Below are 13,857 nucleotides of genomic sequence, written 5' to 3'. Positions count from 1 at the left end.
TGGTCCTGCTATGCGGCGGCGAGGGCGGCCGCGACGACGTCGAGGCCCTCGTCGAGCAGATGGTCGGGGATCGACAGGGGCGGGAGGAAGCGGATCACGTTGCCGTACGTGCCGCAGGTGAGCACGATCACGCCCTCGGCGATGCACGCCTTCGCCACCGCGCCGGCGAGCGCCGCATCGGGCCGGCCGGTGGTCGGGTCGACGAACTCCGCGGCGATCATGGCGCCGCGTCCGCGCACGTCGCCGACACGGGGATCGGATGACTGGATGCTGCGCAGGCGCCCGACGAGCACCTCGCCCAGCTCGCGCGCCCGGGCCGAGAGGTCTTCGTCCTCGAACGCCTGGATGGCGGCGAGCGCGGCGGCGCAGGCGATCGGGTTGCCGCCGTAGGTGCCGCCGAGGCCGCCGGCGTGGGCGGCGTCCATCAGCTCGGCACGCCCGGTGACCGCGGCGAGCGGGAGGCCGCCGGCGATGCCCTTCGCGGTGGTGACGAGGTCGGGCACGATGCCGAAGAGGTCGCTGGCGAACATCGCGCCGGTGCGGGCGAAGCCCGACTGCACCTCGTCGGCGATGAAGACGACGCCGTTCGCGCGGCACCAGTCGACCAGTGCGGGGAGGAACCCGTCGGCGGGCACGATGAAGCCGCCCTCGCCCTGGATGGGCTCGATGAGCACGGCGGCGAGGTTGTCGGCGCCGATCTGCTTCTCGATCAGCGAGATGGCCTTGGCCGCCGCATCCGCCCCGCTCAGTCCGTCGCGGAACGGGTACGACATCGGGGCGCGGTACACCTCGGAGGCGAAGGGGCCGAAGCCGCTCTTGTACGGCATGCTCTTCGCCGTCAGCGCCATCGTGAGGTTCGTGCGCCCGTGGTAGGCGTGATCGAAGGCGACGACGGCCTGTCGCCCGGTGGCCTTGCGGGCGATCTTCACCGCGTTCTCGACCGCCTCCGCGCCGGAGTTGAACAGGGCGCTCTTCTTCTCGTGGTCGCCGGGGGTGAGGCGGTTCAGCGCCTCGGCGACGGCGACGTACGACTCGTAGGGCGAGATCATGAAACAGGTGTGGGTGAACTGCGCGACCTGCGCCTGCACGGCAGCGACGACCGCGGGGTGCGCGTTGCCGACCGTGGTGACCGCGATGCCCGACCCCAGATCGATGAGCGAGTTGCCGTCGGCGTCGACGACCACGCCGCCGCCCGCTGCCACGGCGTGGATCGGCACCGTGTGCCCGACCCCGGATGCCACGGCCGCGGCCTTGCGGGCCAGCAGCTCTTGCGAGGCGGGTCCGGGGATGGGGGTGACGAGCCGGCGCTCCTGCGGAAGCGACGGGCCGCCGACGAGGGGGGCGTGATCGGTGAGGCTCATGGTCGGATGCTACGGACCGGGCCGCGCACCGCTGAATCGCCTCCGTGTACATTCGTCAGCGTCGATGTGTACGCACTGTCGAACATGCGCGTCGAGGAGGATCCCGTGGACCGAACGATCGATCGGCCGACGCTGCGCGCCCTGCTGGCGCGGGCCGACCTGCGGCTGACCCTCGCGACGGCACCGGACGACCTCGGGCCGGATGCCCTCGACCGCCCCGTGCAGTGGGTGCACAGCACCGACCTGCTCGATCCGACGCCGTTCCTCTCGGAGGGGCTCGTGCTGTTGACCACGGGCACCCAGTTCGTCGCCGCCCCCGATGACGCCGCTCTGTACGACGGGTACGTCCGGCGCCTGCGCGACCGGGGCGTGGCCGCGCTCGGGTTCGGCACCGAGGTCGTGCGCGACGGCATCCCCCCGCTCCTCCTCGCCGCCTGTCGCCGCGAGGGGATGCCGCTGTTCGAGGTGCCCTACCGCACCCCGTTCATCGCCGTGGCGCGCGCGAACGCCGAGACCATCGCCGCCGGCGACTTCGCCCGGCGCAGCTGGGCGCTCGCGGCTCAGCGCGCGGTGTCGTTGGCCGCCCTCCGTCCCGACGGCCTCTCGGCGACGCTGGCCGAGCTCGCCCGCCAGCTCGACGCCTGGGTCGGGCTCTTCGACCCGGCGGGGGCGCTGCGCCGCGAGCACCCGGCCGACGCCCTCGACGCCGAGACGCGCCGGGCGCTCGCGTCGGAGGTCGGGGCGGTGCTGCGGCGCGGAGCGCGCGCGGGCTCGTCGCTGCAGATCGGCGGCACACCCTTCTCGCTGCAGACCCTCGGCCGCGGAGGGCACCTCCGCGGCGTCATCGCCATCGCCGGCGGAGCGCTCGACGCCGAGGGGCGTGCCGTCGTGACCTCCGTCATCGCCCTCGCCGGTCTCGCGCTCGAGCAGAACGACGGGGTCGCCCGAGCGCGGGCGCTGCTGCGCGGCGGGGTCGTGCACGCGCTGCTCGCCGGCGACGTCGTGCTCGCGCGGCGCTTCGGACGGGAGCTGTGGGGCGGGCTCCCCTCGGCCCCTGTCGTCGTCGGGATCGCCGACGCGTCACCGGCGGCAGCCGACGCCGCCGCCGAGTGGCTCGAAGGACGCGCTGCCGAAGGGCCGGGAACGGTGCTGTTCGGCCGCGGGCCGCACGGGCTCGTCTTCGCCCTGGCCGAGCCGGCCGGGAGCCTCGCCGACGGGCTCGCCGACCGCTTCGGCGCGCGCGTCGGCCTGTCGAGCGCCGTGTCGTATGCGGCCTTCGCGCAGGGGCACGACGAGGCCTGGTCGGCGCTGCGGCGAGGCGGGGCCGGTGTATCGACGTTCGGCGATGTCGCCGCATCCGGCATCCTCGGTGCGCTCGACACCGACGTCGCCCGCCTGGTCGCCGCATCCGCTCTCGCACCCCTGGTCGACCACGACCGCGCGCACGGCACGGAGCTGGTCGCCACCGCCCGCGCGTGGCTCGAGAACGACGCGAGACTGGACGCGACCGCGACCGCCCTGGGCGTGCACCGCCACACGGTGCGTGCGCGCATCGGGCTGGTCGAGCGCACCCTCGGCACCGACCTGACCGCGTTCCCCGCCCGCGCCGAGCTGTGGGCGGCGCTGCAGGTCGCGCAGCGCTGACGCCGGTACCCGTCGAGAGTCCACAACACCCGGATGCTGCGCTCGCGCGCTCCGGGTGTTGTGGGCTTTCAGCGGCCGAACGGGGCGCCGCGGCCGAACGCGCGCTCGACGAAGCGCCGCGCGATGAGGGCGTGCGCCTCGGCGTCGGGATGCAGCGCATCGGGGAGAGGCAGCACCTCCGCGTCGGCCGCGCCGTAGAGATCGAGCCCGTCGAGGTAGTGCAGGTGCGGGTCGTCGGAGCGCGTCTCGACGACCGCGCGCAGCGCATCGCGGATCACCTCGAGCGTCAGACTCCCCCGCGCGACGTCGGCGGGCGAGCCGGTGGCGACGAACCGCACCCGGCCCGTGGTGAAGCTCGTCGGGTCGAACGCACCGGGGCCGGGCGTGGACTCGTGGATGCCGCAGAAGATCGGCGAGACCACGAGAAGGGGCGTGTCGGGGTGTCCGTCGCGGATCGTGTCGAGGAATCCGTGCACGGCCGGCACGAACGTGCGCAGGCGGAATCCATCGAGGTTCACGACGTTGATGCCGAGCTTCACGCTGATCAGATCCGCCGGAGCGTCGCGGATCACCCGCGCGAGGAACGGATCCACCTGAGCGCTGCCGCCCAGCCCGAGGTTGCGCAGCTCGATGCCTCCCGCCGCCCGCGCCGCGGCCACGGGCCAGATCTCGGTCGGCGCGACGGCGTTCGAGCCCTGGCTGATCGAGCTGCCGTGGTGCACCCACCGTCGCCGACGGTCGGTGCGCGGCGTGATCGGCGCGTCGGTGCGCAGTTCGACGAGATCGAGCGCCTCGTTGTGGGGCAGCCAGATCTCGACGACCTTCGATCCCGTTCCGAGTTCGACGACCCGCGTCGTGTGCATCCCGCCCGCGAGCGCGGTCGAGCCGCCGGTCTGCAGGTCGACCTCGACGCTGTCGCCCCCGGCCAGTTCGTCACGCCGCCGCAGCACACCGTCGACGACGACATCGATGCGCCCCCGTGGCCGATCGAAGCCCCGGTAGGCGACCCGCGACGGATGGGTGACGAGCTCGATCACCGTCGCCGCGGTCTCGAAGGTCAGGCACACCCCGGAGGGCTGAGCCTGCATCGAGAGCAGCTGCGGGTCGGGGAACTGCCGCCCCACCCACGCCGGCAGACGGTGCGGGGTGACGCCCCGCGCGACGGTCTCGAGTTCGGCCACCCCGCGGACGAGGTCGGGGGTGAACGGTGTGGAGATCATGAGTCGCTTCTTTCCGGCCACGAATCGAGGGCGCGGTCGAGGGCATCGATGGCCGCCGCCCACGAGGCGTCCTCGGGGTCGGGGCGGTGCACGAACGCTTCCGCACGGGTGAGGGCGAGGAAACCGCTGACGGTCGCCCCGACCAGCCGCGCGGCGTGGACGAGGTCGTCGTCGGGAACGCTGTAACCCCGCACGACGGCGAGGAGGAGACCGGCGACACGCGCCGCCTCGGGCGACCCGGCGACGGCCGGCGAGGCGGGTCGCTGCAACGCCGCCCATGCCCCGGGCCGCGCGATCGCGTAGTCGCGGTGGGCGTCGGCGAGGCCGCGGAGAGCGTCGCGTCCCGAGCGCCCGGCCACCGCCGCTGCCGTGCGCTCTCCCACCTCGCCGAGCGCGAGAACCTGCACTCCGTCGAAAAGCGGGCCGAGCCCCGCGACGTGTTCGTAGAGGCTGGCGGGCTTCACCCCGAGGCGCCGCGCGACCGCCGAGACCGTGACGGCGGCAAGACCGTCGGCGTCGGCGAGTGCGGCGGCATCGGCGATCACCGATGCGGTCGTCAGGTGGGCTCGGGGCATGCACCCGAACCTACACCCTGAAGGCTTTTACCTACAACCTGTAGGTAACGGTCATGAGGGTGTCACGAGCGAGATGAGCATCTCGGATGCTGCGAGGGTGCGGAACGCGGGATCGATCACCCGGCGGCAGCCGTCCAGCTCGACGGTGAACCCCTCGGCCCCGCTGCGCGCTCCGAGCGGCTGCGCGACGACGAACCGCGACGCGACCTCCGGGCAGTGGGCGCTCGCCTCGGCGGCGCCCGAGACCTCGGCGAGCGCGGCCGCCGCATCCGCCGCATCCAGAAGGAGAACGCCCGCGAAGACCCCCTCGTCACCGATCATGCGCACGCCGCCCTCCGTCGTGTCGGAGGCGTAGACGCACACGCGCAGTCCGTCCACGTCCACGTCCGCGGCGACGGGGAGCGCCGGAGGGTCGTGCGGGATCGTCGCGATGCTCTCGCCGGCCGGCGCGGCGCGCGGGGTCTCGAGGTCGGAGGTCAGCACATTCAGCACGGTGACGCTCGCACGCGTCTCGCACCCCGCGGCGACGGCCTCGGGCATCGAGAAGATCGACAGGGGCGTGAAGACCTCGTCGGCGACGACGAGCCGCGCGAGCTGCCCGTCGACGGCGTCGACCTTCGGCTGGCTGCACCCGGTCGACGGGTACGACAGGCGCACGAACCGGCCGGCGGCGTCCTCGGCCCACAGGTCGGGCGCGATGACCATGCTCGCCGCGCAGGCCCCGAACCAGCGCGGGTCGCTCGGCGCACCGAGCTCCGAGAGGAGCGGTGCGAGATCTCCCTCGAAGCGCTCGACGAGGGTGCCCGACCAGACGACGCCGCCGTCCAGCTCGCGCGTCGCGAACGGGCCGCAGCGGTACACCGCGACGAGAGCGAATCCGGCGGGGACGATGCCCGGCGTCGCAGACCCCTCGGCCTCACCCAGGGCGTCGGCGCAGACCATCTCGTCGACGATGCTCGCCTCGTCCCGCGGCTCGGGCGCGATGCCCGGCGCGCCCCCGCATCCGCTCAGCAGCAGCATTCCCGCGACAGCGCACACCGTCGCGATGACCGACCCTCGACGCATCGGCGCACCCCCCTCGTTCCACGCTAAACGTGCCGCGAAGGCCTCCGCGCAACAGAGCGATAACGATGCTCGGGACGATCAGCCGCCGGCCGGAACCCCGAAGACGTGCAGCCCCAGGTCGGCCGACAGGCGTTCGCTGACGACGCGGCCGCGCACGCTGGTGCCCTGCTCGTCGAGCGGCGGGCTCACGACCGCGGCCCCCAGAAGCCCGGGCACCGACAGCACGATGGCCCCCGACACGCTCGATTTCGCGGGCACGCCGACGGCGCGCATCCACCGCCCCGAGCCGTCGTAGACCCCGCACGTGGCCATCACCGACACCACGTCGCGGGCGACGCGCGTCGGCACGACCCTCTCACCCGTGACGGGGTTGACCCCGCCGAGCGCGAGGGTTGCGCCCATGACGGCGAGCGTCTGCGCGTCGACCAGCACCGCGCAGGCCCGGGCGTAGACGGCGACCGCATCGTCGGCTCCCACCTTCAGGGTGCCTTCCGCCCGCATGAGGTGCGCCAGGGCATGATTGCGGTCGCCCAGCAGGTGCTCGGAGCGCGCGACCTCGTCGTCGATCTCGAGATCGCGACCGGCGAAGGCCGACAGGCCCCGAACGATCCGTTCGGTGCGCGCGTCGGGATCGTCGCCGTCGACGAGGGCCGCCGTCAGGAGCGCACCGGCGTTGACCATCGGGTTCGGCGGACGCCCGGTATGACTCTCGAGCTTGATGGCATCGAACGCCTCGCCGGTCGGCTCGATGCCGATGCGGTCGAGCGCCTCGCCGTCGGTGTCGAGCAGCGCGAGCGCGAAGAGGAACGGCTTCACCGCCGACTGCACGCCGAACGCGACATCGGCCTGCGCGCTCGCGCGCACCGTTCCGTCGTCGAGCACGACGGCGATGCCGCACAGGTCGGGGCCGGCGTCGGCGAGCTGCGGGATGCTCTCGTCGACCGCTCCCCCCGTCTCGGGCAGGACGCGCTCGCGGAGCGCCTCGAGGTCGTACGCGCGGGGGTCTGCGGGACTCATCCCCCCAGACTGTCAGGGTCTCGGGATGCTGCGGGCCACCCGCTCGAGCGCCTCGGGCAGACGCTCGAGGATCGAGACGTGTCCGGCGCCGGCCACCTCGCGGAGGTCGGCACCCGGCACCGCGGCCGCGATCGACCGCGCGTGGTGCGGGGGGATGACGCGATCGGCGTCGCCCTGGTAGATCAGCGCCGGGACGGCGATGTCGGAAAGAGCGAACCCCCACGGCCGGGTGAAGGCGAGGTCGTCGTCGATGAGGCCCCACGGCCCGTCCCGCTCGGCCATCCCCGCATCGCGCCCCATGCTCCCCCACGGCCCCTCCAGGGCGGCGAAGTCCGCGGCGACGAACTGGGCCGGGTCGAACTCGTCGGTCTCGGCGAAGTGCGCACGAGCACCTTCGCCTTGCGTCGCCGCACGCAGCGCGCCCGGTGCCCGCATCCCCTCGAACCATCCGTCGTCGGCGACGAACGGAGCGGGCGAGGCGAAGGCCACCACGGCGACGACACGCTCGGGCATCGCCGCGGCGCACGCGAGCGCGTGCGGGCCGCCGCCCGAGGCACCGACGCTGACAACGCGCTCCGCGCCGCGCACGGCGAGCACCCGCGCAACCCCGGTGGCCACGTCGGCGCAGGTGCGGCCGAGAGCGCGCGAAGACCCGCCGTACCCCGGCCGCGCGATCGAGACGACCCCCCACCCGCGGGCGCGGGCCGCATCGAGCACGGGCGGCAGCACCGCGCCGGTCTGCGGCGATCCGTGGTGCCAGAGCAGAACCGCACCTCCGTCACCGGGCACCTCGTGCACGACGAGACCGTCGACGTGCGTCACCGTCGCATCCATCCGCCCAGGGTCGCATCGCGGGCCGAACGCGACAAGGCCGGCTCAGCGAACGACGTACCGGCGAGGCTTCCCCTCGCCGAGGTCGCCCACCCGCTCGACGCGGCGCACGGCGACCGGTTGTCCGAGGAGCGCGTGCAGCGCCCGGTGAATCGCCCGCTCGTCGCCACCGGCGATGGTCGCGGACAGTGTGCCGTCGCACGCCTGCTCGACCGCCCAGCCCCGCGCGCCGTGCGCCTGCAGCTGCTGGGTGAGGTCGACACTCGGCACCGCTCGCCCGTCGGAGGCACGGAAGACGACGTGCGCGCGCCCCTCGAGATCGGCGATCCCCCGTGCACCGCCCGGGAGCGCGACCAGTCGTCCCACGTCGCCGGTGCGATAGCGCACGAGGGGCAGGAGCGCGTTCTCTCCCGCCGTCACCACGATCTCGCCGGTCTCGCCCTCGGCGACCGGTCGATCATCGGGGCCCAGCACCTCGACATGCACCCGCCGGTCGAGCACCCGGAACGGACCGTCGTCGGTGCGCATGGCGATCGGGCGCGTCTCGTGCAGACCGTAGACATCGAACACCGGACAGCCGAACGCCTTCTCGAGCCGAGCGCGCAACGGGGCGGCGAGTGCCATCGCCCCCGAGAAGACGGCCAGCGGCCGCACCGCGGGCAGGAGGTCGGAGGAGAGCAGTTCGTCGAGGCTCGTCGGGTGCCCCGAGATCACCTGCGGGTCGGCGTCGGCGAGGAAGCGCGCGCGTGAGCCCGCGTCGCGCCAGGCGCTCGGGTGCAGGTTGAGCCGCGCCATCGGGCGGTGCGAGAACGAGCTCACCAGCGACAGGTACGTGAACGCCTGGCTCTGGTGCACGAGGTTCACCAGGGCGAACCGCCCGGCGTCGGGCTGCCAATCGACACCGGCACCGCGTACGAGATCGGCGAGCAGATGGAATCCGCGGGCCACCTCCTCGACGTCGTCGGGGATGAGGAGCGCGGCGCCGGTCGACCCGGAACTGGTGCCGTGCAGCATCCGGTCGAGGTCGGCGTCGAGCGGCACGAAGCCCGCGAGGTCATCGACCAGATCGGTGCGCGAGACGGTCGGGAAGTCTTCGAGTCGCTCCAGCCCCGTCATCCCGCGGTACCGGATCAGCCGGCGCGCTGTCGCGAGGTGCTCGTCGAGCCATCCGTCGCGCGGGAGGGGATGCCGCACCCGCTCGACCTGTTCCGCGGTGAGCCGGTCGCCCGTCGCGTGCACCCAGCGGGGGGCATCCGGATGCTGCCGCCACCGCGCGAGCTGCGCACGGCCCTCGTCGTCGAGAGTGGGCCAGCGCTCCTCGTCGCGGAGCACGGCCGCCGCGCCCGGGGCGTACTCGCCGAGGGTCAGCGACTCGCGCGCGTCGGCATCGTCGGTCTCATTCAGAGGAGTACCTCGCCGCCGCTTCCTTCGCACGGGCGTCGGCCAACCGGCGGGCGACCTCAGCCCGGTGCCGGTGCTCTTCGAACGCCTCGGCGAGCGCTCGATCGCGCTGCAACGAGTCTCGCGCGGCCAGGAGGGCTCGAGCGGTCACCGTGTCCTCGCCCGCGGGCAGGAAGCCCGCCCAGAGGAGGAACGTCCGCGCAGCCTCCTCGCGTCGGTCGTCGTCCGAGAGCCAGTCGAGAGGGTCGACGACAGGTGCGAGGCGCAGGGCGAGTGCGTCGACGGCGAGGGCCGAGCGGTCGGGGCGCAGCGGCGTCGAGTAGGCGCCCACGACCGCCTCGCTCGCGATCAGCCACAGGGCGAGAGCGGCCGCGGTACGCACACGCGGCTCGGTGGCGAACGCAAGGCACCCCAGGGCCGGGGGGCCCAGCACGTCGCCGGCGAGGGCCTCGATCGAGACCCCGTCGTCGAGGAACGCGCGGGGCGCGGTGGTGAGACGCGCGGCGACCTCGTCGAGCCCCGGACCGGGCACGGCGTCCGCCCACGCGACGTCGGCCTCTCCCCCGCGCTCGGCCCACATCGTCAGCGCCCGCGAGAGCGTGTCGTCGATCGGGTCAGCCATGCAGCACCTCCGCGAGCCGCGCGCATGCCGCGGGAGCCGCGTTCATGTCGTCGAGGTATACGACGTCGTAGCCGGCGCGAGCGGCGGCCCCCGCGACCTGCCGCCGGGGGTCGAGCAGCACGAGCGTCGCCGTCGTCAGCGCGCGGCGCACCGCGGCCGCGGTATCGGCGTAAGGCTCGTTGCCGACGCCGAACATCGACATCAGGCCGTCGTCCGAGAGCACCACGACGTGGCGGCGTATCGCGGGATCGCAGGCGCGCGCCCCCGCGTAGCGCTCACCATAGAGGTCGAGGGGAAAGGACGTGCCGCCGCGGAACGACGTGGTCAGGTCTCGGACGATCGCGACGTGATCCCGCGTGAACCGGGGGGATCCGGCCACCTGCCCGGTGCCGGAGAAGCTCGACACCCGCACCCGACCGCCGCCGCGCAGCACCGACAGCGCGAGGATCGTGCCGGCGAGCACCGCCGGCGAGCCGCGCCGGGGGTCGGGCATCGACCCCGACGAGTCGATGTAGAGGTCGAGTTCGAGGCCGGTCTCCGCGGGGATCGGGTCGTCGTCGAGCCAGGTTCGCTGCCGGGTGGTGACACCGGGTACGACCTGGGGCGCGACACCGAGGCTCGCCGGCCAGTCGATGTCGGCGAGGTCGTCGCCCACCTCCCACACGGCCAGCGGACCGGGGAGCCCCGCGTCGGGCTTCGCCGGCGCCCGCTGGGTGTACGGCCGCACCCAGGGTGCGGCCTCGGCGCGGTAATAGGCCGCCAGCACCGCGTCCTCGTCGGCGGTCTCGTAGAGCGCGAGCGTCTCCGCGACGCCGAATCCCTGTGCACCGGAGCCGCCCTCCTCGACGGGGGTGCCATCGCGCCCCGGAATGGCTCCCCGCATCCGTCCGTCCGCGAGCACGCGTCCGAGCTCAGCCGCCGTCGGTGCGGACCCGTCCGCCGCGCACGGGCGACCGGCCATCGAGCGGGACGTGCCGACGTCGTCGGACGCGGCGCGCTCGGCCTCCACGAGGTAGGGCGCGGCGAGTATCCCGAAGCGCAGCGCCCCACCCACGGGGTCGGAGGAGAAGGTGCGCACGAGGCCCGCCGCGAGGTCGGCGTCGAGCTCCGGCCGCGAGACGATGACCGCGTCGAGGGCGCGTGCCGCCTGCGCCGCCGCCGCCCGCGCCTCGCGCAGGGCGATCTCGCGCTCGCGGAAGCGCTCGGGGATCTTCGACAACGGCACCTCCTCGGCCGATCGCGCGGGCGCGATCACCGGCGGCGGCGGCGGAACGGCCGGGCAGAGCGCACCGGGCACGAGCTGCCAGACGAGCTCGTAGGTGCGCCGGTACACCCACCACAGCCGGTCGCCGCTGTCGAAGCCGGGTCGTGTGGTGATGCGCATCGCCCGCACGATGCCGGGCTCGCTCGCGGCACGACGGTGCTGCAGCAGAGCGAGGCGCGCGTTGACCAGCAGGTCGTTCCACATGTTGGCGAGGTAGGCGGCGTCGTCGGCCCGCACCTGGCAAGCCCCCGACGCCTGAAGGGCCCGCGCCATCTGATGGCGGATCTTGAGCCCGTCGACGCGAGTGCTCGGCGCGAGCACGTGATGACCGAGCTCGTGCGCGAAGACGCTCTCGATCTCGCCATCGACCCCCACCGACGCGACCATCGCCGGGTCCACCGACACGGCCGGCGGGAAGGAGAACCACGCGAACGAGCCGGCGCGGTCACCCTCGCCGGGCACCAGCCGCACGTCACTCATCCGCACCCCCCAGGTGCGCTTGGCCGCCTCCCATGCCTCCCGAGCCTGCGCGTCGAGGGGCACTGCCGCGGCGGGTCTCACGCGCTCTCCCGCACGTGCACCCACGCGAGATAGCTGTCGGGGCGGGTGACCAGCGACACGCGGGCGGTGCGCACCGCGGCGGAGGGCGTGGGGGTGTCACCGGTGCGCGTCACCCGCGAACCCCATACGTCCGCGTCGACCCGCCACCAGGTTCCCCCGGTACGCACAGCGAATGCCGAGGGTCCGGATGCGGCGACCGCGGCGACCGGCGGCCCGTCCGCGGGTCGCGCGACGATGGGCTGCAGCGTGCGGGGGTCGGTGGGGGGCTCGATCCACGTCCCACCGAGCCCGGCGAAACCACCGACCGCGCAGACGTAGCCGTTCCATCGCGCGCGCTCGGGCCACCAGAACCGATCCTCGGCCTGGCGCGCGAGGAACTCCGGCACCGTCTCGGGGTCGAGACCGAGCGCGCCCCCGGCGACGGCCCGTGTGTCGCGACGGCCCGCGAGCGTGCGGAGGCGAACCAGGGCGTCGTCGCGGAGCGCGAGGGCACCCGCGCGCCACGCGGACAGGGCGATCGCGGCGCGTGCGACCTCGGCATCGCCCGGTCCGGCCGCGAGAGCGGCGGACAGCCGGCGAGCGAACCGGTCGGCGTTCCCGCCGAGGCGGGCGACGTTCGCCGCGACGGTGTCGAGATCGACCCCGTCGACGAGGGGAGCGTCGCCGACACCGGGATCGGACGCATCGTCGGCGAGGTGCCGCGGCCAGCCGATCATCGCGACTCTTCGGCCCAGCGGAGGTAGGCGCTGTAGCGCTGGTGGAGGTACTTCAGAGCCGTCAGGTCGTCGAAGTCACGGCCGTAGAGCTTCCCGGTCGCAGCGATGCGGCGGATGAGCCCCTCGACCTCGGTCAGGCGACGCTGGGCGTCGACGCGCGACACCCCGTCGAGTCCGCGATCGAGCTGGTCGAGTAGGTCGGCGATCGGATCGGCGTCATCGCGACCGAGGGCGTCGTACTGCCTGCACGACACGGCGAAGAGGTCGGCGAGCCAGCTGGCCGTATCGGTGAGCAGCTCGCGCTCCGCTCCGACGTCGAAGCGCGGATGGGTGGTGTGGGGCAGGAGCTTCCCCCGCAGCACGAACGGGAGCACCGCGGCAACGTCGTCGAGCCCGACCTCCCCTCGCCCGCGGAACCACGCCACGGCCTTCGCGTAGACCACGAGGGTCTGCAGCGACCGCACCGACAGGCCGTTGAGGGTCTGCGAGCCGAGGTCGACTGCGAGATCGGCGCCGCTGTTGGCCTCGATCGCCTCGCCCACGCGGCCACCGGCAGTGGTGACGGTGTCTTTCGTCCGGTATTCGAAGCGCCTCCCGCCCTGCTGGACGAACTCGAACTGACCGAGGAAGAACTCCAGCCGTCGGCGTACAGCGGCGGGGATGGGCACCGCGCGGATCGCCGCGCGCATGCGCGTCTGCTCCTCGGGGGCGAAGACGATCTCCTCCGGCACGTGCTCCTCGGGTTTCTCGCCCGCCTCCACGCGCGTGACGAGTTCCGAGAAGAACCGGCTGTTGAACCCCGCCGCCGGCACCGTCACGTCCATCCGATCGCGCAGGGCCTGGATGACGGGGAACGTTCCACCGCCGGCGTCGTCGTTCGCGGTGAAGAACCAGCTCTCCACACCCGAGTCGGGGGCCGTGCGACGCAGCTGGTCATGACTCTCGACGTACCCCTCGGCGACCATCGTGAGCAAGGCCGACTGCGTCTTCGTGGGGATGCGGTTGTACTCGTCGATGATCTTCACCGGCCGCGAGAGCCACTCCCGCCACGCGATGCGGATCTCGGAGAGGCTCTGGGCGTTGACGAGATCGCGAGGCAGCGGGATTCCGACCAGGTCGCTCACCGTCAGCTGCGGTTGGCCCTGCTGAACGCCTCGCCGCACCTCCTCGGAGGTGGACCCCGCGATCACGCCCATGAGAACGGCGACCGTCGTCTTGCCGCGCCCGGGGCCGCCGATCAGCAAGCACTTCCCGCCCACGGCGAAGCTCAGCAGCGGCAGCAGGACGTTGGAGGAGAACGACGCGTCCGTCGGGAGCGTCAGCGCCGCCCCGGCGTCGCCGAGCTCGAACGACACGGGCGAACCGACCGAGAACTCCACGTCGTAGTAGGGCGAGATCACCGCGCGATTGACGATCCAGTAGTAGGCCTGGCGCAGCTTCTCGTCGAGCGCGACGGGGTCGGCCGCATCCGTCGCCACTCGCAGAAGATCGTCGACCGACAGCTGAGCGATACCGTCATCCGCGGTTGGGGCCGTGGGAGCGGCAGAGACCCGGTGCCAACGATCAGACATCGCGCCAGC

The 13,857-nt window shown here is 73.4% G+C and carries 12 protein-coding genes; 1 reads left to right on the top strand and 11 read right to left on the bottom strand.

Features of this window, described 5'->3' with window-relative positions:
• Positions 1-8: 8 nt before the first annotated feature.
• Positions 9-1,361: a 4-aminobutyrate--2-oxoglutarate transaminase gene (gene gabT, locus DEU34_RS09340; RefSeq protein WP_121149930.1), complete on the bottom strand. Its 1,353-nt coding sequence runs from the start codon at positions 1,359-1,361 to the stop codon at positions 9-11.
• A gap of 105 nt (positions 1,362-1,466) precedes the next feature.
• Between gabT and DEU34_RS09335 the strand changes: the two genes are divergently transcribed.
• Positions 1,467-3,005: a PucR family transcriptional regulator gene (locus DEU34_RS09335; protein WP_259460098.1), complete on the top strand. Its 1,539-nt coding sequence runs from the start codon at positions 1,467-1,469 to the stop codon at positions 3,003-3,005.
• Positions 3,006-3,073: 68 nt separating this feature from the next.
• On the opposite strand, the gene DEU34_RS09330 is transcribed toward DEU34_RS09335, so the two are convergent.
• From DEU34_RS09330 to DEU34_RS09285, 10 genes are all read right to left on the bottom strand, one after another.
• Positions 3,074-4,225 carry a GDSL-type esterase/lipase family protein gene (locus tag DEU34_RS09330; RefSeq protein ID WP_121149929.1) on the bottom strand — a complete coding sequence of 384 codons (1,152 nt, stop codon included), beginning with the start codon at positions 4,223-4,225 and terminating at the stop codon, positions 3,074-3,076.
• Positions 4,222-4,800: a TetR-like C-terminal domain-containing protein gene (locus DEU34_RS09325; RefSeq protein ID WP_121149928.1), complete on the bottom strand. Its 579-nt coding sequence runs from the start codon at positions 4,798-4,800 to the stop codon at positions 4,222-4,224. The genes DEU34_RS09330 and DEU34_RS09325 overlap by 4 nt, the downstream gene beginning before the upstream one ends.
• Positions 4,801-4,851: 51 nt before the next feature.
• Positions 4,852-5,865 (bottom strand): hypothetical protein, encoded by a 1,014-nt coding sequence (locus DEU34_RS09320; protein ID WP_121149927.1) that lies wholly within the window; start codon positions 5,863-5,865, stop codon positions 4,852-4,854.
• A 78-nt stretch (positions 5,866-5,943) separates the two neighbouring features.
• The gene (gene glsA / locus DEU34_RS09315; RefSeq protein WP_121149926.1) at positions 5,944-6,882 is read right to left on the bottom strand and encodes a glutaminase A; all 939 of its coding nucleotides are present in this window, start codon (positions 6,880-6,882) and stop codon (positions 5,944-5,946) included.
• A 12-nt stretch (positions 6,883-6,894) separates the two neighbouring features.
• The gene (locus DEU34_RS09310) at positions 6,895-7,716 is read right to left on the bottom strand and encodes an alpha/beta fold hydrolase (protein ID WP_121149925.1); all 822 of its coding nucleotides are present in this window, start codon (positions 7,714-7,716) and stop codon (positions 6,895-6,897) included.
• A 42-nt stretch (positions 7,717-7,758) separates the two neighbouring features.
• Positions 7,759-9,147, bottom strand: a complete 1,389-nt coding sequence (locus DEU34_RS09305) for an AMP-binding protein (protein ID WP_259460097.1) — start codon at positions 9,145-9,147, stop codon at positions 7,759-7,761.
• Entirely contained in the window at positions 9,110-9,736 is a 627-nt protein-coding gene (locus DEU34_RS09300) for a phosphohydrolase (protein WP_121149924.1), read from the bottom strand. Before DEU34_RS09300 ends, DEU34_RS09305 begins: the two co-directional genes overlap by 38 nt.
• On the bottom strand, positions 9,729-11,561 hold the full coding sequence (locus DEU34_RS09295; protein WP_121150563.1) for a VWA domain-containing protein: 1,833 nt from the start codon (positions 11,559-11,561) through the stop codon (positions 9,729-9,731). Before DEU34_RS09295 ends, DEU34_RS09300 begins: the two co-directional genes overlap by 8 nt.
• Positions 11,558-12,277, bottom strand: coding sequence for a potassium transporter Kef (locus DEU34_RS09290; RefSeq protein WP_121149923.1), 720 nt, complete (start codon positions 12,275-12,277; stop codon positions 11,558-11,560). Before DEU34_RS09290 ends, DEU34_RS09295 begins: the two co-directional genes overlap by 4 nt.
• Positions 12,274-13,848, bottom strand: coding sequence for a MoxR family ATPase (locus tag DEU34_RS09285; RefSeq protein WP_121149922.1), 1,575 nt, complete (start codon positions 13,846-13,848; stop codon positions 12,274-12,276). Before DEU34_RS09285 ends, DEU34_RS09290 begins: the two co-directional genes overlap by 4 nt.
• Between the last annotated feature and the right edge of the window lie 9 nt (positions 13,849-13,857).

The sequence above is a fragment of the Microbacterium sp. AG1240 genome (assembly GCF_003635115.1).
Classification (GTDB): Bacteria; Actinomycetota; Actinomycetes; order Actinomycetales; family Microbacteriaceae; genus Microbacterium.
This window is presented reverse-complemented; position numbering and strand designations above follow the sequence as displayed.

Bases quoted from the DNA above. Each gene is read 5' to 3' on its own strand.
- DEU34_RS09285 (WP_121149922.1), bottom strand. From the start codon at position 13,848: ATGTCTGATCGTTGGCACCGGGTCTCTGCCGCTCCCACGGCCCCAACC.
- DEU34_RS09290 (WP_121149923.1), bottom strand. From the start codon at position 12,277: ATGATCGGCTGGCCGCGGCACCTCGCCGACGATGCGTCCGATCCCGGT.
- DEU34_RS09325 (WP_121149928.1), bottom strand. From the start codon at position 4,800: ATGCCCCGAGCCCACCTGACGACCGCATCGGTGATCGCCGATGCCGCC.
- DEU34_RS09320 (WP_121149927.1), bottom strand. From the start codon at position 5,865: ATGCGTCGAGGGTCGGTCATCGCGACGGTGTGCGCTGTCGCGGGAATG.
- DEU34_RS09300 (WP_121149924.1), bottom strand. From the start codon at position 9,736: ATGGCTGACCCGATCGACGACACGCTCTCGCGGGCGCTGACGATGTGG.
- glsA (WP_121149926.1), bottom strand. From the start codon at position 6,882: ATGAGTCCCGCAGACCCCCGCGCGTACGACCTCGAGGCGCTCCGCGAG.
- gabT (WP_121149930.1), bottom strand. From the start codon at position 1,361: ATGAGCCTCACCGATCACGCCCCCCTCGTCGGCGGCCCGTCGCTTCCG.
- DEU34_RS09310 (WP_121149925.1), bottom strand. From the start codon at position 7,716: ATGGATGCGACGGTGACGCACGTCGACGGTCTCGTCGTGCACGAGGTG.
- DEU34_RS09330 (WP_121149929.1), bottom strand. From the start codon at position 4,225: ATGATCTCCACACCGTTCACCCCCGACCTCGTCCGCGGGGTGGCCGAA.